The following is a 21,206-nucleotide window of genomic DNA, read 5'->3' on the forward strand; positions in this document are numbered from 1 at the left end:
ATTACTCGAAGCCGGGCCCGTGCAACGGCTCCCCGAAGCGCATCGAAAGATTCAGCAGCGGGTCGACGGTGCGTAGCGCCAACTCGACACGATCGGCCAGTGAGCCCGTCAGCAGCACCCAGGAGTGCCCGGCCGCGGTCAGGGCGTCGGCGAACCAGCCGGTCATCGCCGCCCGCATGTTCAGGTCCCCCTCCCGCATTCCGTCGTCGTGCCATGGCACGTCCGTGTGGTCGGTGAGCAGATACACCGCACGGCGCGGCACCCGGGTCCATGCTTGACCGCTGCGCGCGGCCATGCCGAGATAGCGGCGTTCCCACACCGCGGTGGCGAACGCATCGGTGTCACACACCAGGATCGGTGAGCCCTCGCGAGCAGCAGCTTCTTCCCGGCGGTTCTGCTCGGTCCCGATGTCATCGAAATCGGCGTGATCCCAAACCAATTCGTCGATCGCTCGGTCGGGTTGGCGTTCCCAGAGCCGGGCCGTGTGCTCGCGACCGTACTCCTCGACGTTGCGCGTCGAGGCCCACACTCCGCCGCGTGCCGCATAGTGCTGCTGCAGTTGCGCGGCGACTGTCGTCGTCCCCGTCGACTCGGCGCCCAGCACGACGACCCGGGTGGTCAGTCCCGCACGCGTGGCCGGGGCCAGTTCGAGCCACCGGTCGGCCAGGTCGCGGCGGACGGCCGAGGCGCTGACCGGGCTCCGGGTGATCCGCACACTCGCGGCGTCGAACCAGCGTGCCAGCTCGTCACCGTAGTCGTCGCCGCAGAACACCGCGTCGACCTCGGTCGGGCAGCCCGCCGCCCGCAACCCGGCCCGCATGGCGGCCACCTGCGCTGCCCACACGCGTTGGTCGGTGACGTCCAGCGGTGCATCGCAAGGGATTCCGGCGACGGTCACGTTGGTCTGCTCCGAGTGTGTCTCGCGGAGCCAGGCCACCCGATCGGCCAGCGGCACGGTTTCCGGTGCGGCCGCCATCACCAGCACGCTGACCCGGTCGCACCGGTTCGCCGCGTCCGTGATGGCGGCGTGGTGTCCGCGATGGGGCGGATAGAACTTGCCGATGAACAGGCCATGACCGAACTCGCTCATGACACCCGCACCTTCCGCCAGGACTGCAGCCCCGACAGGCACAGCACCAGGAACACGGCGTAGATGGCCGCGGTCAGGTTCAGATCCCGGCTCACGTACAGCGGGATGTAGACGCAGTCAGCGGCGATCCAGAAGTACCAGGTTTGGACGTACTTGCCGTTCAGCAGCCACTGCGCGACCAGCGACAGGCTCGTGGTGAGCGCGTCGAGAAACGGGGCTGCATCGTGGGCGGCCCGGAGGACGACCGTCAGCAGAGCCGTGCCGGCCACGACAACACCTACGCACCAGCCGATTTGGTCGGGGCGGGCGCGGGTGACCATCAGTGGCGTGCGACCGGCGTTGCCGTACCGCCACTGCCACCATCCGGCGAAACCCAGCGCGATGTAGAGCACCTGAAGGCCGGCGTCGGCCCACAGCCGGGCCGAGGTGAACAGCACCAGGAAAAACAGGCAGTTGGCGATGCCCACCGGGAAGTTGGCGATGTGCCTGCGCACGGTCAGCGCCACGCACAGCCCGCCGGTGAGGAAGCCCAGCAGCTCGGCCCAACTGACCGCGTCGCCGCCCAGCACGAACAGTGTGGTGTTGAGTGGCTGCACGAGCTGCGCCAGCCAGTCCAGCATCGACTCTCCCCTCCGGTTGTTCCGCGTCGACCCTAACCGGGAGCGGTGAATTCGAATCTGCCTGCGGTCAGCACCGCGATCAGATCGGCGCACGCCCTGGGGCGGAACCGCGCGATGAACTCGTCCTCCTGGGCGGCCCACCGGTCCCAGTGCGGTCGGTAGGTCTCGCCGTCGCGGTCCAGTGCCCGGCGCTTGCGCTCGGTGTCGTCGGCGTCGACCCAGATGCCCAGATCGGCCAGTGCCCGGCCGGCCGGGGTGAGCGCCCCGATGCCCTCGACGATCAGCCGTTGGCCGGGTTCGACCTCGTGGTGGCCGCTCGGAGCGGCGGCAGCCCAATCCCATTGCCGCCAGCGCCCGTTACGTCCGGCCACCCGCGGCTCGAGCAGCGAACGCTGCACATGCTCTGCGGCCCACGCCAATCCATCCCATCCCGGGTAGATGTCGTCAAGGCGGACCACGACGGAATCGGCCCAGCTCTCGTGCAGTTGTGCCGCCAGCGTCGACTTGCCCGACCCGGAACGGCCGTCGATCAGCACGGTCGTCGCAGCGGGACCGAGCCGGCTCAGGATCTCATCGAGCGCCAATGAAGTTCCAGGCTCCGGAGGAAACCGAGACGCCGATGGCGACTGCGGCGATAACGAATCCTGCTGCGATCAAGGCGAACTCGCGGGCACCGAACGTCGACGGCCGGGCCCAGGTGCGGGTGGGGTAGGCGCCGAACCCGCGGGCTTCCATCGCGGTGGCCAGCTTCGACCCGCGCCGCACGGCGAACACCAGCAGGGCGAACGTCTGCCCGGCGACCCGGCGCACCCTCGCATGGTCGGCCACCCCGCGGGCCCGCCTGGCATAGCCGAGATACTGCCAGTCCTGCCCGAGCAGTCCGACCAGTCGCAGGCCGGCCAGGGCGCCGATCACGAACCGGGCCGGCAGTCGCAGCACCTGACCCAAACCGTCTGCCAATTCGGTCGATTCGACGTCGATGAACAGAATGACCGACGGCAGCGCGATGGCCAGGACGCGGAGGAAGGTGGCCGCTGCCAGGGCGATGGATCCGTCACTGATCGTGACGAGGAAGAAGTGCCAGTACACCGTTCCGCTCACTTGCCCGTAGAGCAGGATGGTGATCGCGGTGAGTGTGGCTGCGAGCGCGACCACCGCGCCTCGGGTCAGTGCCGCCCGCAGTCTCACCCCGACCACGGCGAACAGCACGATCTCCCCGACCAGTGCGGTCAGCGCCGAAACCCAGTCGACCGACAGCACCAGGGCGCCCGCGATGACCAGCGCGGTGAGCAGTCGTGCGACCGGGTTGATCGTGCGCACAGTCACGGCCGCGTCTCCGCGGTCGGCTCCCAGTCCGGCAGCACGATCCGGGCGTCGGCGAGCACGTCGGCAAAATCGAGATCGTGGGTTGCGGCGACGACCGCCGTACCGCCGTCGGCGATTTCGGCCAGCAACCCGGTCAACTCCTCCCACGTGCGGCGGTCCTGGCCGAACGTCGGCTCGTCGAGGATGATCACCTTGGGTGCGGTTGCCAGCATCGTTGCCACCGACAGGCGGCGCTTCTCGCCACCCGACAACGTGTAGGGGTTCACCGCGGCGAGGTGTGTCAGGTGCAGGCGTTCGAGGAGTTCGTCGGTGCGGGCGGCGATCTCGGCGGCGGGGAGCTTGATGGCCTTGGGACCCAACGCGAGTTCGTCGCGCACCGTGGCGGTGAGGAACTGATGCTCAGGATCCTGGAACACGCTGCCGATCCGGGTGAGCAGTTCTTTCGACCGCCATTTGACGGGCTTGCGGCGGGACGGGGAAGGGGCGAAGTCGGGGTGCGCCTCGAGACGTCCGGCGGGCACGGGCAACAGGCCACCCAGGGTGAGCGCCAGCGTCGACTTGCCCGCTCCGTTCGGGCCGGTGATCACCGTGGTCTGTCCAGCCTCGATCTCGAAGTTCAACCCGACGTGCATCGGAGGATCGCCCGGGTGGGCCAGTGCGAGATCCGTGGCATGCAGCAGTGATTCGCGGGTTCCGGACCGGTGGCGGGTGATCTCGGGCAGCGGGGTGTCAGGCACCCACACACCCGATCGGACCAGGTAGTCGTGATTGTGCCGGATGGTCGTATCCGGGGTCCCGTCGGCGAGCACCCGACCGTCGGCGCCGAGCACGACGACGCGGTCGACGACGGGCATCCACACATCGGTGCGGTGCTCGATGACGATCAGTGTCGCACCGGTCCGGGCGGCGGAGGCGACAACCGCATCCCGCACTTCGAGGACACCGGCGGGGTCGAGATTCGCCGTCGGTTCGTCGAGCAGGATGAGCCCGGGATCCATCGCGATCACCCCGGCCAGCGCAAGCCGCTGCTTCTGTCCGCCGGACAGTTCCGACGTGGATTGGGACAGAGCCAGTTTCAGGCCGACCGCGTCCAGGGCCGTTCGGACCCGGGGCCAGATCTGTTCGCGCGCGACGCCGAGGTTCTCCATGCCGAAGGCCACGTCGTCACCGACCCGGGACAGGATCACCTGGGCGTCGGGATCCTGCAGCACCATCCCGAGCCGGTGACGTTGTTCGTTCGGCGCGGCACCGTCGACCCGCAGCGTGCCCGCCTGCCTGCCTTCCTCGGCACCGCCGAGCAATCCCGCAATGCCATGCAGCAGAGTCGATTTCCCGGCACCGGACGGCCCCAACAGCAACACCCGCTCGCCGGGCTCGATCCGCAGATCGAGATCCCGCACGGCCCAGGCGGCGCGTCCGGCGTGGCACCAACCCCAGGCGTGTGCCGTGACCGTGGCACCGGCGCCGTGCGGTGAGTTCATCGAGCCTCGGGGCCGATCCGTCCCGACGCGAACCGGCTCAGCGCTCCGGTCTTCGCCAGACCCCTGACCGCGAACCACGACAGGAGCCCGGCGACGAGTGCGCCGGACACGATCGCCGAAACCGTGTAGATCGCGGCGAACGTGTTGGCCGAACCGGGATACCAGAGGATGAGGTCGTTGATCGCCAGGGCCAGCCCGGCGGCCGCCCCGGCGATCAGCGCGACCGGCAATCCCCAGCGGCGGTAGAGGAACACCGCGAAAACCAGTTCCGCGCCGAGCCCCTGCACCAGTCCGGATTCGAGCGTGAGCACGCCCCACTGGTTGCCGACCAACGCCGACACCGTGGCCGCGACGAGCTCGCCGTACAGGGCCGCTCCGGGCTTGCGAATCACCAGGGCGGTGAGCACGCCGGCGAACAACCATCCGCCGGCGAGCAACGCCTGCAGACCTGGAAGCGCCGCCGTCAACGGTGCACCGATCGGGTTGGACGCGATGTTCCACACGACGAACACCAGCCCGGCCGCCGTTGCGAGGACGCTGGCGACGACGATGTCCACGACCCGCCAGCGCAGGGCGCGGGCAGCCGGCGTGGTGTCGGTGGGCTGGGTGTTCATCGATCTCCTTCGTGCACGTCGCGATGTCATGCGCGGAAACCAGTATGAGCTGCGCCGGGCCGCCCGAACGCCGCCCACTCCTGCGCGGGGTCGATCCGTTGTCGCCTACCAGAGGTCGCCGATGCGCCAATCGCAGATCAAGGGCACTGACTTCGCGAAACCGCAGACCGGAGTGCGAATCGGGAGCAGGAAGATCCGGTCGGCGGCATCGTAGGTGTCGATCAACCCACTCGGGGTTTCAGCCTGGGTTGGGCCGTCCCAAGGATGCCAGCCGCGGCTGGCATAGAACGGAGCCGCGCTTTCGACGGCGTTGAGGGCCCCGATGTCGTGCCGTTCGGCGAGGATGGCCTCCGTGTCCTCCATCAGCAGGCGGCCCAGGCCGCGGCCCTGTCGGTCGTTGCGCACGGCAACAGCCTCGACGTAGCCGGCCTGAAACACATCACGGTCGTGGCGGAGCGTCCGGGTCACTACCGCCGCGTGAGCCAGCAACACGCTGTCCTCGGTGACCATGACGTGTACTCCGTCGACACCATGGAGCCAGTCATGCTCGCGGAAGCCGTCGCCGAAAGCCGAGCGGACCAATGCCTCGGCGGAGCGTAGGTCGCCCTCGCTCAGTTGCCCCGGCTCGGCGATCACCACGTCGATCACCGACTCAGAATGTCATGCTGGCACCGCTGTTCCTGGGCGCCGCGCCGTCCTTCCGGTCGCGCCTACCACCTCCCCGGAGCCTGCCTCACCGACACCAACGGTCGCGGTGGGCAGGGCCCGGTTGACGGTGGCCTACTGCCCGGACTGCATGGCCTGTGCGATCTCCTCGGGGCTGACCTCGCGCACCGGCTGTCCGAGTGACCACAGGTGGCCGAACGGGTCGCGCAGAACGCCGTAGCGGTCGCCCCAGAACTGGTCTTCGAGCGGCATGACGATCTCGGCGCCGGCGTCGACGGCCTTGGCGAACTTGTCCTCGACATCGGTCACGGTGAGGTGGATGGTCACCGGGCTTCCGCCCAGCGCCTTGGGCGTTGACGGCTTGCCGTCGTTGTACTCGGGAAAGTCGTCGTTCAGCATGACCGTCGACCCGTTGATGTTGAGTGCGGCGTGGATGAGTTTGCCGTCGGGCCCGGGCACCCGGCCCAGCTCGGTGGCATCGAATGCCTTGACGTAGAAGTCAATTGCCGCGGCAGCGTCGTCGACAACCAGATGCGGAAGGACTGCGGGGGTTACTTCGATCGCCATGATTCTCTCCTGGTGTTGGTGAGCGGGTTCAATGCAGACCCGCGCGGCAGGCGGATCTCATCGGCGGACACATCCATGCAACCACCGCCCACCGACAAAAGCTCGGCCGCGAACCCGTCGTTTCGGCGCAAGGGCGAGAAGTCAGACGACCGAGAAACCGGGAGGCAGATCGGCCCGTCCGGTCAGGGTCATCAGCACCGCCTCACCCGTGCCCAGCTCGACCGCGATCCGCGCGGCCAGGACGGTGGCTGCCGTCATCACCTCGGCCGGCAGATCCGCCGAAACACCAGTGGCCCGCGCGATGTCCAGGCTGTGCACAGCGAGTTCGAAGATGCGGGTCGGCAGGTAGTCGCTCAATCGGATGCCGAACCCGCCGATCACGGTGATCAACGGATCGCCTGCCTTGTCGACATCGGCCAGGGCCTGGCTGACCAGCGCATCCACCGCGGCGGCCGGATCGGAGCCCAGGTCGCGGCCGGCCTGCCTGCCGCGTTCGACGACGGCGTCGCCGTCGGACAGGAACGCACGAATCGCGGCGTAGTACTCGACCGGTCCTGCCAGATCGGCCGCCGACGCCGGGTCCTGTAGGTACGTGCTGACGGTGATCAGCGAGCGCGACGCGTGACCCACAAGGGCGCGCAGATCCCACTCGCCCAGGCCGGGCCCGTCGAACGAATCCGCCGGCAACGCCCGAACCAGCCGGGCGAAAGCGTGTGCCGCCGAGGCGAATTCGTCGCGAGGACCGCTCACGACGTGGCGATCTTGTCCCATCCGGCGACCGACTGCACGCTGCGCGGTTCGGGGCCGACGTAGATGGCGGCGGGGCGGACCAGCTTGCCCAGCCGTTTCTGTTCCATGATGTGCGCGCACCAGCCGGCGGTCCGGCCACAGGTGAACATCGCGGGCATCATCGAGGCGGGCACCTCGGCGAAGTCCAGGATCACCGCCGCCCAGAACTCGACATTGGTCTCGATGGCCCGGTCCGGGCGCCGTTCGCGAAGCTCGGCCAGCGCGGCTTGCTCCAGGGCCGCGGCCACCTCGTAGCGGGGCGCCTCAAGGCGTTTCGCCGTGGCCCGCAGCACCCGGGCCCGCGGATCCTCGGCCCGGTACACGCGATGGCCGAAGCCCATCAGCTTGTCGCCGCGATCCAGGATGGATTTCACCACCGCGCGGGCGTCACCGGACTTCTCGACCTCTTCGATCATCGGCAGCACCCGGGCCGGGGCACCGCCGTGCAGCGGCCCGCTCATCGCGCCCACCGCGCCCGACAGGGAGGCCGCGACGTCGGCGCCCGTGGAGGCGATCACCCGGGCCGTGAACGTCGAGGCATTCATCCCGTGTTCGGCGGCGGTGACCCAGTAGGCGTCGATCGCCTCGACGTGCCTGGGATCCGGGTCGCCCTGCCAACGCGTCATGAAACGTGCTGTGACCGTGTCACATTCGTCGATCCGGCGTTGCGGCACGGCGGGCTGATAGATGCCGCGGGCGGACTGGGCGACGTAGGACAGTGCCATCACCGAGGCCCGGGCCAACTGGTCACGGGCAGTGGTGTCGTCGATGTCCAACAGTGGCGCGTAGCCCCAGATCGGAGCCAGCATCGCCAGTCCGGCCTGGACGTCGACGCGGACATCGCCGCTGTGGATGGGCAGCGGGAAGGGCTCGGCCGGGGGCAGGCCCGTGCCGAAACTGCCGTCGACCAGAAGTCCCCACACGTCGCCGAAGGTGACCCGGCGTTCGACGAGTTCCTCGATGTCCACGCCCCGGTAGCGCAGCGCGCCGCCGTCCTTGTCCGGCTCGGCGATCTCGGTGGTGAAGGCGACGACGCCTTCGAGGCCGGCAACGAAGTCTTCCGGTACAGCTGGCATGGCCAGATTGTTGCACCACGTCCAGGCGTAGCGTTACCGCGGTGGCCATACCCTCCGGACCAGCCCCTGAACACGACCAACACGACCTGGCTGCCATGCGTGTGGACTACGTGGAGAAGGACGGCTGCGGCGACCTGGACGTCGACTGGCTCGGCGATGACCCGGCAACCGGTTGGCTGACGCTGTTGCGGACCTGGCTGGCCGATGCGTACCGCGCCGGAGTGGCGGAGGCCAATGCCATGGTCGTGGCCACCACCGACAGCGAGGGAAGACCCGTCAGCCGAACCGTGTTGTGCAAGAGCATGGACGAGACAGGCATCACGTTCTACACCAACTATGACTCCGCCAAGGGGTCACAGCTGGCCGCACATCCGTACGCGTCGGCGACCTTCCCCTGGTACCGGCTGGGGCGTCAGGTCCATGTGCGCGGTCCGGTCACCAAGGTGAGCCGTGAGGCCACCCAGGAGTACTGGTCCAAGCGGCCCCGCGGTTCGCAGCTGGGGGCGTGGGCGTCGCAGCAGTCGAGCCCGATCGCATCGCGCCCGGCGCTGCTCGGCCAGCTCGCCGAGGTGACGGCGCGGTTCGCCGACCTCGAAACGGTTCCGGTGCCGCCGAACTGGGGCGGCTACCTGATCGCACCCGAGAGCGTGGAGTTCTGGCAGGGCCGGGAGAACCGGGTACACAACCGAATTCGCGTGATCTTCGCCGCCGGGCCGGCATCGGGTGAGGCGCACGCCGAACGCCTCCAGCCATGAAGTTCCCCCGTCGCTTCGCTCGCCCCAGGGCGACATCCCCCGTCGCTTCGCTCGCCCGCCGTCGTGCGTAGGTTCTTCGCCGACACCACACCGCTGCGCACCCCGGACTTCCGGCGGCTGTGGGTGGCCGGGATCCCCACGGTCATCGGTGCCAACCTGACCATCTTTGCGGTGCCGGTGCAGTTGTACGTGCTCACCGAGAACTCCGCCTACGTCGGATTGTCCGGCCTGTTCGCGCTCGTCCCGCTGGTGGTCTTCGGCCTGTGGGGCGGAGCCTGGGCCGACGCGATGGACCGCAGGCTGCTGCTGATCATCGCCTCGATCGGCCTGGCCGTGTCGTCGGTGCTGTTGTGGCTGCAGACCGCGCTGGCGCTGAACAACGTCTGGGTGGTGCTGTGCCTGCTGTCGGTGCAGCAGGCGTTCTTCGCGATCAACAGCCCGACCCGGTCAGCGGCGATTCCACGGATGCTGCCGGGCGAGCAGTTGCCCGCGGCGAACGCGCTGAACATGACGGTCTTCCAGTTCGGGGCGATCGTCGGACCCCTGTTGGCCGGGGTGATGTTGCACTGGGTGGATTTGTCGACGCTCTATCTCATCGACGCCATCTGCTGCCTGGTGCCGATCTGGGCCACGTTCCGGCTGGCGCCGATGCCGCCGGCGACCACCGAGGAGGGCGGCTCGCGGTGGGGCCTCACGGCGGTGCTGGACGGTTTCCGCTACCTCGCCGGTAACCGGGTGGTGTTGATGTCGTTCGTCGTCGATCTGGTGGCGATGATCTTCGGGATGCCGCGGGCACTGTTCCCCCAGATGGCACATGAGAGCTTCGGCGGTCCGGTGGAGGGCGGCACTGCCATGGCGTTGCTGGCGGCGGCGATGTCGGTGGGTGCGGTGGCCGGTGGCGTCTTCTCTGGCTGGCTGCCGCGGATTCGTAGGCAGGGGCTGGCCGTGGTCGTGGCGATCGTGGTGTGGGGCGCGGCGATGGCCGGGTTCGGTATCGCCGGTGGTGCGGCAGGCGGCAGCGCCGGGGTGGTGCTGTGGATTGCGTTGGCTTTCTTGGCCGTTGGCGGTGCGGCCGACATGGTGTCGGCCGCGTTCCGGTCGACGATCCTGCAGCAGGCGGCCTCTGACGAGCTGCGCGGCCGGCTACAGGGCGTCTTCACCGTCGTGGTCGCCGGCGGCCCGCGGTTGGCGGACACATTGCACGGCGCGGCAGCGGCGGCGGTGGGCACCACGGTCGCCGCTGCGGGCGGCGGGGCGCTGGTGATCGTCGGTGTGCTGATCGCCGCGCTCGCGGTGCCGGCGTTCGTGCGCTACCGGGTGGGCGCGACCGGCGCGCAGACGACCGTCCCGCAGGAACAGTCCGAGGCTGACAAAGTATGACGACCGGCGAATGGCACTGAGCGCCACATAGTTGCCGAAATGGACCGAAAAGCAGGCCTTTGAGGGCTAACATCCGATCTCGTGGTTGACGGGATGCGCCAGGCCGAGACCGGACTGCGCGAACGCAAGAAGCAGCGCACCCGAGCGATGCTGATCGAGGCCGCGATAGACCTGTGCGACCGCCAGGGATTCGAGAGCACCACCGTCGAGCAGATCGCGGCGGTCGCAGATGTCTCGCCACGCACCTTCAGCCGCTACTTCGCCACCAAAGATGCAGTGGTGCTGGCGTTCGTCGACGAGGTGATCGAGAGTGTGGCGGTCGAGTTGACGGCGCAACCGGCCGACATCGGCCATCTCGAGGCGGTATACCGCGCTCACGTGCAAGCCTTCCTCAAGACCAAGACCGCGCCGCCGACCCAGCTCACGGCCGATCGGCTGTTGGCCTCGGCGCGCATCGTCACCTCGTCGCCGGCGCTGATGCACACCGCGTCGCAGTTCCGGGCGGATGCGGTCAACGTCGCGTTGACCCGGCGGATGGGCGTGCCCGGTGACGATCGCCGGCTCAAGCTGACGGCCGTGGTGTGGGGCTCGATCATCATGACGGCCATCGCTGAGCTGGGATCTCGGGCCGACTGGGCTTCGGTGAGCGTGGACGACATCGTCGACAAGATCAAGGCGACGTACGCCGATTTCCTCGCGGTCGTCGAGGGCGCGGGATAGCTCGCGGGAGCGATACATCCGGGAATCTTGGCGCGCAGCCGACCCCACAGATGCGGTTAGGCTCAATCGGCCGCGTACGAATGCGAAGTATCGGCAGTATTCGACGGTTCGGTGGCGCAGGTCAGCGAACGCCGCTGCGCACGGCGGCGCCGGGCCCGATTACCATCGAATCTTCGGATCGTCGACGGCTGGCGATCGCTGTTCGGCGGGGTCAACGAGCAATGGGTGGGGAAAAGCAGATGACAGACGGCTGGCACGGGGACGGCCCGGCTGATCCATTCGGCAACAACCCATTCGGCGGCCCGCGACGGGCGATCGCTTCGGCCAACCATGGGGTCGCCGTACAGCCTGCTTCGATAGCATCACGTGGTGCGGTTCGGGGGTCTGGCTTCGCTTTCAGTGGTGGGCATCCCACGCTGCGCCGACCTGGCTCGACCGAGAACTGAAGACGGAAGGATTGGTGGCGTTTGAGCACCCCGAGTCCATTCGATTTCAGCGACTTCGGTCCCCCGGCCCGGCCCGGGCCCTCCGGCCCGCCCGCCGGCCCCGGCGGGCATCCCGCACCAGGTCCGGGTGGGCCCTCGTCGGGTTTCGACCCGTGGGCCGGCGCACCTGCGGCCCAGGCCCAGCCCCAGCGTGCGTCGCACGAGGTCTTCGGGGGGCCGCCTGCCGGCCAACCGATGGGGGCGCAGGACGCGTTCGGTCAACCCATCACGGTCGGGCCCGGAGCCGCCGCGCTGCGGACCACCGGACCACCGTTGATCTGGTTTGCGGTGGCGCTCGCACTGGCACTGGCCGGAGTGATCATCGCGGTGATCGGCGCGATCATGGGACCGATGATCGTCACGGCGGTCGCGGGTTGGCTGTTGGCCGGGCCGGTGGCCATCGGCGCGCTGGCGGTCTACACACGGGTGGACACCCGGCGCCGCACGGATGCCATCTACTCGGCGCCGAATTGGACGTCGACGCTGTACTGGGCGGTGTTGGCGGTCTGCCTGGTCGGTATCGCCGTCGGGGCCTGGCAGATCGCACTGTGGGCGGGCAGGCTCTAGAGCGATGACGAGGGGATTGCACAGGGGATTTGTGCGCGTCGTCGCCGCGATGGTGCTGGTCGCGCTGACCGGCCTGCTGGGCTTGAGCCTCCCGACGGCGTCGGCGCAGGAATCGGCCGGCGGGGCGAAGCGGTTTGGCGCGTGCCTGGCCGCACAGAAGACCGGTGACCTGCTGTTGCTGTTCGACGAGTCGAGCAGCCTGCAGCAAAGCGACCCACAGGGCGCTCGGGTGCAGGCAGCCCGCTACCTGCTGCAGACCCTGGGACGCTATGTCGGACGAGTGGATGCGGACCTTGAGGTGGCCTCGGCCGGCTTCTCCGACACCTACACCCCGGAACACGACTGGACCCGCCTCACCGACGCCAACGCCGGGGAACTGGCGCAGCAACTGGGCAGCCTGGAGTCCAAGAACACCGGCATCGACACCGACTACTGGACAGCTCTGGACGGGGCGCGTCAGGCGTTGGCGGCCCGCGCCAAGAACACCGAGGGCGGTCAACGCTGCCAGGCGATCGCGTGGTTCTCCGACGGCAAGATCGACTTCACCGCACGCGACGTGGCGAAGCCGTACGCCGAAGGCGTCGATCTGAGCAGCCAGGAAGGGGTCGACCAGGCGCGGCAGCGCGCGATCGAGTCGATCTGCCGGTCCGGCGGCGTAGCCGATCAGGTGCGGTCGTCGGGGATCGTGATGCTCGGCATCGGCCTGGGCGCCACCACGGCGCCTGCGGACTTCGACGTGATGAGTGCGATCAGCACCGGGAAGGGTCTCGCGGGGAAAACCTGTGGGGACAAGACCGATCCGGTGCCGGGCGACTTCTATTCGGTGGCCGACATCGACGACATGCTGTTCGCGTTCGACGCGCTCAACCCGGACCCGGGTATCGAGGGCCAGGGTGCGGTGTGTCAGCTGCAGGTGTGCCCGGAGGCCAAGCACAACTTCGTGCTGGACCGCTCGATCAAGTCGGTGACAATCCTCGGCTCCGGCGACGTGCCCGGCGTGGTGCCCTACCTGGTGTCACCATCGGGGCAGACGGTCGAGTTGCCGCGCAAAGACGGCTCGACCGACATCGACGTCGCGGGCGTCAAAGTGACTTACGAGTGGCTGTCCGAGACCGGGCAGAACATCGTCATGCAGAACACCGGCGGCGGCGAGTGGATCGGCCAGTGGGGCATCGTCTACGTCGACACTGCCGGTAAGCACCCCGACGCGGTGTCGAAGGTCAGCATCCACATCTCCACCGACATCTTCCCGGCACTGGTCAGCAGCGACGGGAAGAAGGGGCTTGACGTCACGTGGCACAGCGGTCAGACCCTGGACGGGGTGACCTTCGGCCTCGTCGACGGGCAGAACAAGCCGATGACGCCCACCGACCTCGTTGGTTCAGCCACGCTGTCGGCGCAGCTGGTGCCCGCCGGGGCCGCACCCATCGAACTGCTCGCCAATGTCCCGAAGGAGGACATCGGCAAACCCGTGAAGGTCGATCTGAGCCAGGTCGAACCCGGCCCGGCCACGTTGAAGATGTCTTTGGTCGTCACCACCGCACCAGCAGTGGACCTGACGGGTGTGCAGGTCGCGCCCGGTACCCAGTTGTCGCCGCAGAACGTCGACGTCAATCTGCAGATCCTGCCGAAGCTGGGCCTGCCGTCGCCGGGCGAGCGGATCGACTTCGGCAGCGTCCAGGCCACAGAGGGAGCGACGGCGTCGCTGAACATCACCGGCCCGGGCTGCGTGTGGATCGCCGATTCCGATGCCGTCACGGTGGAGGCCGGCCCGGAGGGTATCGGCACACCGAAGGTGACCTCGGCGGCGGACTCGCCGGGCAACTGTTTGAAGCTGCAGGAGGGGCAGACCGGGAAGCTGGAGGTCACCCTGCGCACCGAGCAGGACGGGCACGGCGGCCTCAACGGCACGGTCCCGCTGCACGTCGCGGCGCTGGAGAACCCGGACGACTCGCAGACGGTCCAGGTGCCGTTCACGGCATCGCTGATCAAGCCGTTGAGCACCGTCAACTTCGTGCTGGTGCTCATCGCCGCGCTCCTGCTCGGCCCGGGCATCCCGCTGGGGTTGCTGTACCTGTCGAAGTGGTGGGTGAGCAAGATCCCCGACATCCCGCTGTTGGCCGAACGGATCCGGGCCGAGGTGCGCTCGGACATCGCGCTGCGGGACGGTGAACCGTTCGCGATGGTCGACACCGATCTGGTCAACCCGGTACCCGGGCTGGCCGGCGGTACGCGTCGACTCTCGGTGCTGGGAACGACGCTGACCGTGGTGCTGGGCCGCAGCCCGTTCGGCGCGGGCCACGTCAGCGTCGACGCCGGCCACCTGGTCACCACCGGTTCCGAATTGCCGGCCACCGACGCCACGGGCCTGCACGCGGTGCTGCCTCTGGCGGTGCACAACACCTGGGTGGTGTTGCACGACCCGCGTGGGCCGTCCACCGAGGCCGAAGTGCTGTTGCTCGTCAGCGGCAACACGGATATCGCGGCGCGGGAAAAGCTTTACGAAGAGGTTGCGCGCCGGCTGCCCGAGGTCCTCAACGGCCTGCGGTTGCGGGCCGTCCAGGCCGGGTTGGCGTCACCGCACGACGATGCCGGGCCGGGCGCATCCCCGTTCGGTGACACCGCCGTGGGAGCGCCGGTCGGCTATGACCCGTTCGCCGACGGTGCACAACCGTCGGGACCGCCGTCGATGGGCCCGCCTTCGATGGGCCCGCCCCCGTCAGGACCGCCGCCTTCGGGACCCCCGCCGATGGGCCCGCCGCCGTCCGGGCCCGGACCCGGTCGGCCTGGGCCGGCCCAGCCACAGCGGTATGACAGCGATCCGTTCAATCCGTTTGGAGAAGGAGCCTGATGCGACGATTCCTGGTAGTGGGATGCGGCGGTTCGGGTGGCGCCACGTTGGCGTTCATGATGGACCAGCTTCGCTCCGAACTGCACGCCGCCGGCGTCGACAAGGTGCTGTCGGGTTGGCAGTTCGTGCACATCGACGTGCCCAGCGCCGCCGAATCGGGGCCTGAGGGTCTCGCCAACGTGCCCGCGCAGGGCGGCAGCTACATCGGTTGTGGTCCGCAGGGCAGCAGCTACGCGATCCTCGACGGCGCACTGTCGCAGCGGCTGGCCGCCGACGGTGCGCTGGACGCCATCGCCACCTGGGCGCCGCGCAATCCGCAAGAGGTGACCAACCCGATCTCGGCAGGCGCGGGGCAGTACCGCGCCATCGGCCGGATGATCACGCTGAGCAAGGCCAGTGAGATCCATGCCCGGCTGCAGGCGGCCTGGGACGCCTTGTTCCGGGTCGAGACCATCTCGGAGATGTCGACGGTCAGCGTGCCCGGCATGGGCCGGTTCGACCCCAACGAGCCGCCGCTGGTGCTCGTGGTGTCGTCGATGGCCGGCGGTGCGGGCGCGTCGATGGCGCTGGACATCTGCCGACTGCTGACCCTCGTCACCGGCCTGGACCCGAAGCTGATGGGCGTCTTCATGGTGACCCCCGACATCTTCGAGTCGCTGCCGGAGAGCGCGCGGATCGGTGTCCGGGCCAACGCGTTGGCCATGCTGGGCGAGATCGTCGCCAGCCAGACCGGCGCGGCCCGTGAACACGACGTGCGCATCCTGCGGGCGTTGGGCCAGCATCACGGTGACGGCGAGCCGATCCCGTTCGCCCGCGTCTTCCCGGTGGGCCGCTACATCGGCGCCGACCGCACGCTGTTCGGCGACGGCTCCCAGTACGCGGTGTACCGCGGTCTGGCCCGCGGGTTGGCCGGCCTGATGATGAGCGGTAAGGCCAGCGACCAGTTCGTGTCCTACGACCTCGGCAACACCGCGTCCCCGACCGGGGACCGCGACGTGCTCGGTTGGGGTATCTCGTCGTGGGATGTGTTGCCGTGGGGCACATACGGTTTCTCCAGCCTGAGCATGGGACGGGACCGCTACGCCGAGTACGCCGCGCAGCGCCTGGCCCGCAGCTGTGCCGACAAGCTGTCGTTCGGGCACCTGCAGGCAGGCAATCCGGCGTCCAGCAACGAACAGCTGGACACGCTGCTGAGCAGCCAGTGGCAGGCGCACTGCAACGAGCTGCGGATGCCGGCCGCGGCCGGCGACGAGCAGGCACGCGTCGGCATCCTGGGCAACTGGATCGCCAACGGCGCCTTCCCGCCCGAGGCGGTGTCCTCCACCGTCAACGGGCTGATCGAGCGGCAACTGCGCGGCTACCTGCCCAACCCCCAGGGCATGTCCGCCGAGCAGTGGGTGCCGGTGTTCCGTCAGGCCGTGATGAACCGACGCGCCGACCTGGCCCGGGCCTGCTCCGAGACCGCGTACGCGATGGTGTTCTCCTGGCACCGGGAGTTCGCCGACCAGGTCGAGCAGATGGTCGGTACCGCGGCTGCCTCGCTCGGCCTGCCCTACGCCCGCGAGCTGATCGACCGGCTGCGCCTGCACCTCGACAGCGTGCTGGCGCCCGGCATCGCGCAACTCGGCGCCATGGGCCCGCCCGATATCGTCGCGATCCCTCCGCAGGTCGACGCGGCCCTGCGGTCGCTGCGCGGCGTGATGACCAACGCCGACCAGGTGCTGGGCATCGCACTGGACGGTTTCCGGTCGACGGTGCGCCGACAGCTCTACGCCGACGCCGCGGCTCGGATGGCCGACGTGCTGCGGGTGATGGGCGCCGAATTGCTGGCGCCGCTGCGCGATGCGCTGGGCGAGGCGATGATCCTGCTGGAGAAGGCCCGGTCCGAGCCGCCGTCAGACGTCGGCCTGGCCCGCCTGTCCACCGACCAGTACGTGGCGTGGCCGTCCGACGCCGATGAGCTCGTGCCCTCACGGTTCGCCGAAGCCAACAACGAGGTGCTGCTGATCAGCTCCTCGGCGTTCAAGCAGCGCTACGAAACCGATCTGCCCAAGGCGGTGGGCGGTTCGAACGCGATGATTCCGCTGCGCACCGCCGTCGACGACGCCACCACCCGGGTGATCCTCGGGCTGTGGCAGACCACCGGCGGCACGGCAGCGCCGGGCGGGCTCATCGAACGCACCGCGACGTGGGTGACCCGGGCACTGGGGACCGATCCGGAGAACGGGCGGCCGCGGGTGCCGTCGATGGCGCAGTTCGACGTGCACACCCGGCCCGCCGAACTGCTCGCGCGGGCCCGGCTCTACGTGGGGCGGCCCGGTGAGTCGTTCGAGGAGTTCTGCAAGGTCTCGTTGCGCGACTACGTGCAGGGCGCGGGCGCCTCGGAATCGGAGCTGGTCAATCGGCGTCGTGACATCGACACCAAGTTCGCGGAGGCCCTGTCGCTGGCGCGGCCGCTGGCCAGTGTCAACGATCAGGCGTTGCAGCGGGTGCACCCTGGCCAGCAGGTCGAGTACCGGTACAAGTTCTCCGAGATCCCGTTCGCCGGCCAGCCTGTGGCCGAAACGTTGGCCGAGGTGCTGCGCGCCAACCCGCGCATCGACCAGGCCACCAAGGACAACTACGGCCGGTCTCTGTCCGACGAGGACAGCGTCACCCGTATCGACATCTTCGGGTCCTACCCGAACTACTCGCCGCTGGTGTTCGATTCGGTGCTCAAGCCGGCCGCGCAGCAATGGGCGCAGACCGCCGGTCCGGGCCGGGGGGCGTTCTGGCGGTACCGCCGTTCGCGGCCGTTGTCGGCGTCGCTGCCGATGACCGACGCCGAACGGCGCACCATGACCGCGGGGTGGTTCCTCGGGCAGATGCTCGGACGGATCCAGATCCCGGCGTCGCCGTTCACCGATCCGGTGCGCATCTACGACGGCGACGACAACCAGTGGCTCGGCTTCCCGAACCCGCTGCTGACTCCGCCGTCGGCGTTCACCGCGTCCTACGACTGGCTGCCCGCCGTGCTGGAGTCGAGCCTGCTGGCCATCGCCACTTCACATGAACCGCCGGTGATGCGATCGCTGCGGCCGTACACGGTGCTGCGTGCGCTCTATGACTCGCACAGCCAGGACCCGGCCAGCGGCATCGTCGAACTGTCGGCGGCGGCACTGGTGCGGGAGTTCCTCAAGTCCGGAACGTCCGGTCCGGGGATCACTTCCCGGGTCGGGCCGATCGCGGCCGCGCAAACCGCCGAGGATCGGCAGGCAGCCGCCGAAACGTGGTTGGGCAACGTCCGCGACGTCGCGGCCCAGTACCTGCCGGCCGACACCCCCGGGGCTACTCCCGATGGTGCGTTCACGACCGTCGCCACCCGGTCCAAGGCGGCCAAGACACCGATCTTCCGTGACCTGGCGCCCGATGTCTTCTGGGCGACCGAGGCGCTGATCAAGCTGTTGCAGCGCGAGGGTGCGGCGTTGGCTCAGGGGGAGACGGCCGGTGCGGGCGCGTTCTTCGATGACGGCGGCTCGGTCGTCATCCCCGACGGGGGGACGTTCTGACGATGTCGCTGCCCGGGACAACTCCGACCGCCGCGCCGCAGCGGGCGTTGACGGTGCTGCTGGCACCCCGCCCACAGACCGAGGAGATCCTGTCCGTCCTGGTGGATTACTCCGCGGTCGGTCTGATCGGGCCGTTCGTGTGGGTCGACGCCGCCGAGGTCGGCGACAGCTCCACGCACGGAACGCTGGTTCGCGACGGACAGGGCGAGCCGGTGGTGTTGCAGCAGATGCTGACCGGTGAGCGCTATGACCGGATCCGGATCGCAGTGCTCGTCCCGGTCGACGTGCCGGCGACCGATCGGGTCCCGCTGGCGGTCGAGCAGGCGGTGGAGCAGACCGTCCGCAGCAGTTCGATGGGTGCCCCGATCAACCTGCTGCGGCTGTTGTTCACCCGGGGTGACGCGATCCCCACCACTCCCGATCTGGCATTGGTGCTCGAGGGTTGGCACAACCTGTTGATCGCGCCGGAAGATTCGGCAGCGCCCGGTCTGGGTGCGGTGGCCTGGGGCCGGCTCACCGATCCGTTGGATGTGGCGCAGTTCGCCGCTCCGGTGGTGGCCGGCGTGACGGGGTTGTGGGCCGGCGTGGACCAGGGTCCCTTCGACACGTTGGAGATCCTGCCCGGGCAGACGGTACGCGCGGTGCGGGCGTTCTACCGGTGGCTCGACACCGATGGCGTGGAGGAAGGCCTGCGGGCGCACCTGTTCGACCCGACGGGCCGGCTGCCGCTGCCCCGCGGCGGCCAGGTGCCGGTGGTCTACGTCGAGGATGTCCCGACCGCCGCCCAGTCGATGGCGCGCGCGTTGTGGACGAAACACCGTGACGTGCTGCGCGGTCCGAGGATCGCGGCGACCGCAGGCCCGGAGCAGGCCATCTCGATCTGGGCCGCGATGAAGATGTTCCTCAAGTTCATGGGTGCGGCCGTGCGCAGTGCGCCCGCGGCGTGGTGGTCGGCCGTGATGGGGACGGTCACCTCGGCGGTGGTCACCACGGTGCAGAGCACCGTCTTCGGCCGTACCGACTCTGCGTTCGCCGTGGTCGCCGACACCACCCAGTCAGACTGGCAGGACCTGGGGCGCAGCGCGGAAACCCTGAGCAACGCCCTGGGCGGGCAGCCGGAACATTTCGCCCAGCAGGACATGAGCGGGTTGTGGACCGACTTCGTCAACGGCGCACTGACTTTGGCCGATGGAGGCCGCCGCGCCGGCGGGCTGGAGCCTGTCCAGGTCGGTGCGGCCATCGGGGTGGTCTACAATGCCGCCGACGTGGTGCCGAGTGCGGCTGAGCGTTTCCAGGGCATTCCGACGTCGCTGGCGGCGGTGATCGGCGTCAGCTCGGTGGAGGGCGCCGACGTGCTCGGTGCGGCCAACCTTCGGGATCGGCTGCAGCGCGCGTACTCCGACCCGGCTGCCGGTGTGGAAGCCCGGAACACCGGCACCGAGCTCGATCGCTGGCAGGCGTCCGTCACGAAAAGCTATGCCTGGCAGGTCAGCTCGATCCTGGCCGATTTCATGCACCGGGGCCGTGCCGAAGTGGCGGATCTGGTGTCCCAGATTCAGACTCTGGCGAACCGCGGGGCGGTCGACGAGCGGCTGAAGGCGCGGCAGCAGGCCATCAGCACCATCCTCAAGACGTTCACCTGGGCGTTGCTGGCCGTGCTGGTGATCCTGATCGGTGTGGCCGCCATGGACTGGGTGCGTTGGAAGTTCGCCCTGGCCACCGGCGGAGCCCTGATCGGCCTGTACATCGTCGTGTCGATGGCGTTGTTCCTGCTCGGTCAGAGAGACCTGTTCGCCGAGATGAACATGCGCAAATCGCAGGCGGCCGAACTGGACGCCCTGCAGGCGAACCTACGTACCGCATTGCAGGACGTGGGCCGGTTGTCGACGGCTTACGGCCAGCTGCTGGCCTGGTGCAGGACCTTGGGCACGGTCCTGCGGGCGCCCTTCGGTGCGCCACCGCCGGCACGCCCGCCGGTCGGTCAACTCGCCGCGGGGCTGCCGCGGTCCACCCAGGTCGGGGTGGCGATGGCGTCAACGGAGCAGGCCGACAACGCCATTCACGGCATCCAGAGCCGGCTCTATGCGTTGGGCTGGCTGAGCAAACCGTGGGAGGACATGGTGGGCGAGGCGGCCGCGCGGCTGCGTGAGGAGCCGACGGCGTTTCTCAAGCAGCCAGGTGTCGGCTCGTCCTCGGGTCTCGACCAGTGGTCTCAGGCGGTGATCGGCGGCCGGGTGAAACCCACTGGCGCCGACGCGCTGTGGGCCCGGGTGGAGCACATGTTCAACGACAGCGGGACTGGGGTGAGCGACACGCTGACCCGAAACGTCCTGGTGCCCACCATCGGTCGGCAGGTGCCCGCCCAGCAGTTCAGCGCCGGCATCACCGATCACCGGCCCGGTCATGCGGCCCCGTTCGACGCGTCGCTGTTCACGCATGCCGCTGTGACGGCGGGCCGTTCGGCGGTCGCGGTGGACAAGGTGACCGTCAACCGGCGCGGGCTGGGCTACCGGGCGGTTGTGGTGCAGGCCAGCGACGGTCTGCCGCCGTATGACTTCGCGTTGTTCGAGACTCCGGTGGCGGTCATGCCCGGCGTCGAGGACGAGCCGACAACGATGATCAGCCGGGCCGACCTTGGTGTGCCGCCCGGGGAGGACATGGTGTTCTAGCG

Annotated in this window: 17 protein-coding genes; 7 read left to right on the top strand and 10 right to left on the bottom strand. The window is 69.0% G+C overall.

Features of this window, described 5'->3' with window-relative positions; translation table 11 throughout:
• Nucleotide 1: 1 nt before the first annotated feature.
• The 10 genes from AC4ELH_RS32105 to AC4ELH_RS32150 form a co-directional block, all read right to left on the bottom strand.
• Nucleotides 2-1,090 (bottom strand): AAA family ATPase, encoded by a 1,089-nt coding sequence (locus AC4ELH_RS32105; RefSeq protein ID WP_498888837.1) that lies wholly within the window; start codon nucleotides 1,088-1,090, stop codon nucleotides 2-4.
• Nucleotides 1,087-1,710: a nicotinamide riboside transporter PnuC gene (pnuC, locus tag AC4ELH_RS32110; RefSeq protein ID WP_064883629.1), complete on the bottom strand. Its 624-nt coding sequence runs from the start codon at nucleotides 1,708-1,710 to the stop codon at nucleotides 1,087-1,089. Before pnuC ends, AC4ELH_RS32105 begins: the two co-directional genes overlap by 4 nt.
• Nucleotides 1,711-1,742: 32 nt before the next feature.
• Complete coding sequence (locus AC4ELH_RS32115) at nucleotides 1,743-2,294, bottom strand: AAA family ATPase (protein ID WP_498888839.1); 552 nt, start codon at nucleotides 2,292-2,294, stop codon at nucleotides 1,743-1,745.
• The gene (locus AC4ELH_RS32120; RefSeq protein ID WP_448448326.1) at nucleotides 2,281-3,036 is read right to left on the bottom strand and encodes an energy-coupling factor transporter transmembrane component T family protein; all 756 of its coding nucleotides are present in this window, start codon (nucleotides 3,034-3,036) and stop codon (nucleotides 2,281-2,283) included. The genes AC4ELH_RS32115 and AC4ELH_RS32120 overlap by 14 nt, the downstream gene beginning before the upstream one ends.
• Entirely contained in the window at nucleotides 3,033-4,517 is a 1,485-nt protein-coding gene (locus AC4ELH_RS32125) for an ABC transporter ATP-binding protein (RefSeq protein WP_498888841.1), read from the bottom strand. The genes AC4ELH_RS32120 and AC4ELH_RS32125 overlap by 4 nt, the downstream gene beginning before the upstream one ends.
• Nucleotides 4,514-5,131 carry an ECF transporter S component gene (locus tag AC4ELH_RS32130; RefSeq protein ID WP_498888843.1) on the bottom strand — a complete coding sequence of 206 codons (618 nt, stop codon included), beginning with the start codon at nucleotides 5,129-5,131 and terminating at the stop codon, nucleotides 4,514-4,516. The genes AC4ELH_RS32125 and AC4ELH_RS32130 overlap by 4 nt, the downstream gene beginning before the upstream one ends.
• A gap of 105 nt (nucleotides 5,132-5,236) precedes the next feature.
• Nucleotides 5,237-5,779, bottom strand: coding sequence for a GNAT family N-acetyltransferase (locus AC4ELH_RS32135; RefSeq protein WP_498888845.1), 543 nt, complete (start codon nucleotides 5,777-5,779; stop codon nucleotides 5,237-5,239).
• Nucleotides 5,780-5,911: 132 nt separating this feature from the next.
• Nucleotides 5,912-6,364 carry a VOC family protein gene (locus AC4ELH_RS32140; protein WP_498888847.1) on the bottom strand — a complete coding sequence of 151 codons (453 nt, stop codon included), beginning with the start codon at nucleotides 6,362-6,364 and terminating at the stop codon, nucleotides 5,912-5,914.
• A gap of 141 nt (nucleotides 6,365-6,505) precedes the next feature.
• Nucleotides 6,506-7,135 carry a maleylpyruvate isomerase N-terminal domain-containing protein gene (locus tag AC4ELH_RS32145; protein ID WP_498888849.1) on the bottom strand — a complete coding sequence of 210 codons (630 nt, stop codon included), beginning with the start codon at nucleotides 7,133-7,135 and terminating at the stop codon, nucleotides 6,506-6,508.
• Complete coding sequence (locus AC4ELH_RS32150) at nucleotides 7,111-8,229, bottom strand: citrate synthase 2 (RefSeq protein ID WP_448448330.1); 1,119 nt, start codon at nucleotides 8,227-8,229, stop codon at nucleotides 7,111-7,113. Before AC4ELH_RS32150 ends, AC4ELH_RS32145 begins: the two co-directional genes overlap by 25 nt.
• Nucleotides 8,230-8,270: 41 nt before the next feature.
• Here AC4ELH_RS32150 and pdxH point away from each other — a divergent pair, with 41 nt between their 5' ends.
• The 7 genes from pdxH to AC4ELH_RS32185 all read left to right on the top strand — a co-directional run bounded on the left by pdxH (nucleotide 8,271) and on the right by AC4ELH_RS32185 (nucleotide 21,204).
• Nucleotides 8,271-8,984 carry a pyridoxamine 5'-phosphate oxidase gene (gene pdxH / locus AC4ELH_RS32155; RefSeq protein ID WP_064883613.1) on the top strand — a complete coding sequence of 238 codons (714 nt, stop codon included), beginning with the start codon at nucleotides 8,271-8,273 and terminating at the stop codon, nucleotides 8,982-8,984.
• Between the two features lie 63 nt (nucleotides 8,985-9,047).
• Nucleotides 9,048-10,364 carry an MFS transporter gene (locus tag AC4ELH_RS32160; protein ID WP_498888852.1) on the top strand — a complete coding sequence of 439 codons (1,317 nt, stop codon included), beginning with the start codon at nucleotides 9,048-9,050 and terminating at the stop codon, nucleotides 10,362-10,364.
• Between the two features lie 81 nt (nucleotides 10,365-10,445).
• Entirely contained in the window at nucleotides 10,446-11,084 is a 639-nt protein-coding gene (locus AC4ELH_RS32165; protein ID WP_110777385.1) for a TetR/AcrR family transcriptional regulator, read from the top strand.
• Nucleotides 11,085-11,551: 467 nt separating this feature from the next.
• The gene (locus AC4ELH_RS32170) at nucleotides 11,552-12,136 is read left to right on the top strand and encodes a hypothetical protein (protein WP_131811653.1); all 585 of its coding nucleotides are present in this window, start codon (nucleotides 11,552-11,554) and stop codon (nucleotides 12,134-12,136) included.
• Nucleotides 12,137-12,140: 4 nt separating this feature from the next.
• Nucleotides 12,141-14,987: a VWA domain-containing protein gene (locus tag AC4ELH_RS32175; RefSeq protein WP_498888854.1), complete on the top strand. Its 2,847-nt coding sequence runs from the start codon at nucleotides 12,141-12,143 to the stop codon at nucleotides 14,985-14,987.
• Complete coding sequence (locus AC4ELH_RS32180) at nucleotides 14,987-18,535, top strand: tubulin-like doman-containing protein (RefSeq protein ID WP_498888856.1); 3,549 nt, start codon at nucleotides 14,987-14,989, stop codon at nucleotides 18,533-18,535. Before AC4ELH_RS32175 ends, AC4ELH_RS32180 begins: the two co-directional genes overlap by 1 nt.
• A 2-nt stretch (nucleotides 18,536-18,537) precedes the next feature.
• On the top strand, nucleotides 18,538-21,204 hold the full coding sequence (locus AC4ELH_RS32185) for a hypothetical protein (protein WP_498888858.1): 2,667 nt from the start codon (nucleotides 18,538-18,540) through the stop codon (nucleotides 21,202-21,204).
• Nucleotides 21,205-21,206 lie beyond the last annotated feature (2 nt).

The organism is Mycobacterium shunyiense (assembly GCF_058270075.1).